General features: G+C 71.2%; 1 protein-coding gene. It reads right to left on the bottom strand.

Going from position 1 to position 1,797, the window contains the following annotated elements; translation table 11 throughout:
• Positions 1–195: 195 nt before the first annotated feature.
• Positions 196–1,797, bottom strand: a 1,602-nt coding sequence (locus ACTWPW_RS63975) for a tetratricopeptide repeat protein (protein WP_443175004.1), incomplete at its 5' end; no start/stop codon positions are given.

The raw sequence follows: 1,797 nt of genomic DNA, 5'->3' as shown, positions 1-1,797 counted from the left end.
TCCTACCGCTATCGGTCGTTGGACGCGGTGGGCTCGGCGCGGAAAGCGGGACGATGCCGTGACGACAGGGCGGGCGCGTTGCATGACGGGCAGAACACAGACGCCGACCAAGGGGTTAACCGTGAATGAGTTCCTGCTCCTGTTGGAAGCCGACACCCACTGGGGATGAGCGGCGGGGAACGGGCCGCCGGCGCCTTACCGCCCGGCCCGTTCCCTCTCCGCGGCGATCCCTTCGGGGAAGGCGGAAGCCCCGTCCAGGAAGGCACTGATCTGGGCCTCCAGGTGGGCGGCGCCGATGGCCCTGGCGGTGCTGAGCGCCTCGTTGGCCCTGGCGGTGGCCGCGGCCGCCTCGCCGCTCGCGCGGTGGAACTCCGCCAGCGAGAAGGCCAGCCGCGCGATCATCAGCTTCTCCGCGCTGGCGCAGGCCAGCGCATAGCCGAGCCGCAACGACATCTCCGCCATGTGGTGGTTGCCCCTGCGCAGTTGCACCCGACCCGTGCCGTGCAGCGCGTAGGCCTCGCCGAGGCGGTCGCCGGTGCTCCTGACGATGTCCGTGACCTCGCCGAAGTGCTCTTCCGCGAGATCGTACTCGCCCTGTTCCAGGCTCTTCTCGCCGAGCAGGCTGAGGGCCTGCGCGCACAGCCGGTGGTTGCCGAGCGCCCGCGCGATGACCAGCGCCCGCCGGCCTACCTCCTCCGCCTCTGCGTAGCGGCCCCACGCGAGCTTGATCTGGCCGATGCTGCACAGCACGTGCGCCGCCGCGGCCTTGTCGCCGACCTCGTCGAAAACGGTCAGCACCTGCTCGTAGGTGGCCAGCGCCTCGTCCAGATGTCCCCTGGTGCGGTCCAGGAAGGCCAGGTTGCGCAGCGCGAGCGCGTAGCCGTGCCGTTCGCTGATCTGCTCGAAGAGGTTGCGCGCCGAGGTCAGGTGCACGGCGGACTCGTCCAGGTTCTGCTGGAAGAGCGCCAGGGCGCCCATCGAGTACAGCATCGCGGCCTCGCCGCGCCTGTTTCCGCCCCGTACGGCGGCGCGCAGCCCGATGTCGCTGGTGACCCGCCAGTCGTCGAAGCAGCAGCGCGCCTCGAAGACGGTGACGCAGCTGAGCGCCAGGTCCCAGCAGATCTCGTCCTCCCCGATCGCCTCCGCCTGTGCGACGGCGGCCATCAGCGCGAGCCGTTCCCTGTCCAGCCAGTCGAGCGGGCGGGCGAGCAACCAGGAGACGAGGTCGGGCGGGAGCGGACGGCGCGGAGCGCCGCCGTGGATGATGGTGTAGTCGCCGCCGTATTCGCGCCTGTGCGCCTCCTCGGCCAGGAACAGCCACGTGGACAGCGTCCTGCGCAGGGCGTCCGCGCGTTCCGCCGGGGTTTCCTCGTGGGCCAGGCACTCGTGGGCGTAGACGCGGATGAGCTCGCTCAGCCGGTAGCGCGGCTCCTCGCCCGGCAGTCTTAGCACGTCCACGAGCTGAGCGTCCACGAGCAGTTCGAGCTGGTCCTCCGCCACGCCCAGGTCGCTGTCGAGCAGGGGCGCGGCCACCCAGAAGGGGAAGTCGGGGATGTCCAGCAGCGCCAGCCGCCTGAACAGGCACTGCGCCTGCGGGATGAGGCTGCGGTAGCTGAGCGCGATGGTGGCTCTCACGTTCTGCGGGCCGTACACCAGCTCGTCCAGGCGCTGGCTCATGTCCTCCAGCCGCGAGGCGAGCTGCTCCACCCGCCAGTGCGGCCGGGACGTGAGGCGCGCGGCGGCCACCCGCAGAGCCAGCGGCAGCCCGCCGCACAGCCGGGCCAGGGCGAGCATCTG

The sequence above is a fragment of the Nonomuraea sp. KM90 genome (genome assembly GCF_052246675.1).
In the GTDB taxonomy this organism is placed as follows: Bacteria; Actinomycetota; Actinomycetes; order Streptosporangiales; family Streptosporangiaceae; genus Nonomuraea.
This window is presented reverse-complemented; position numbering and strand designations above follow the sequence as displayed.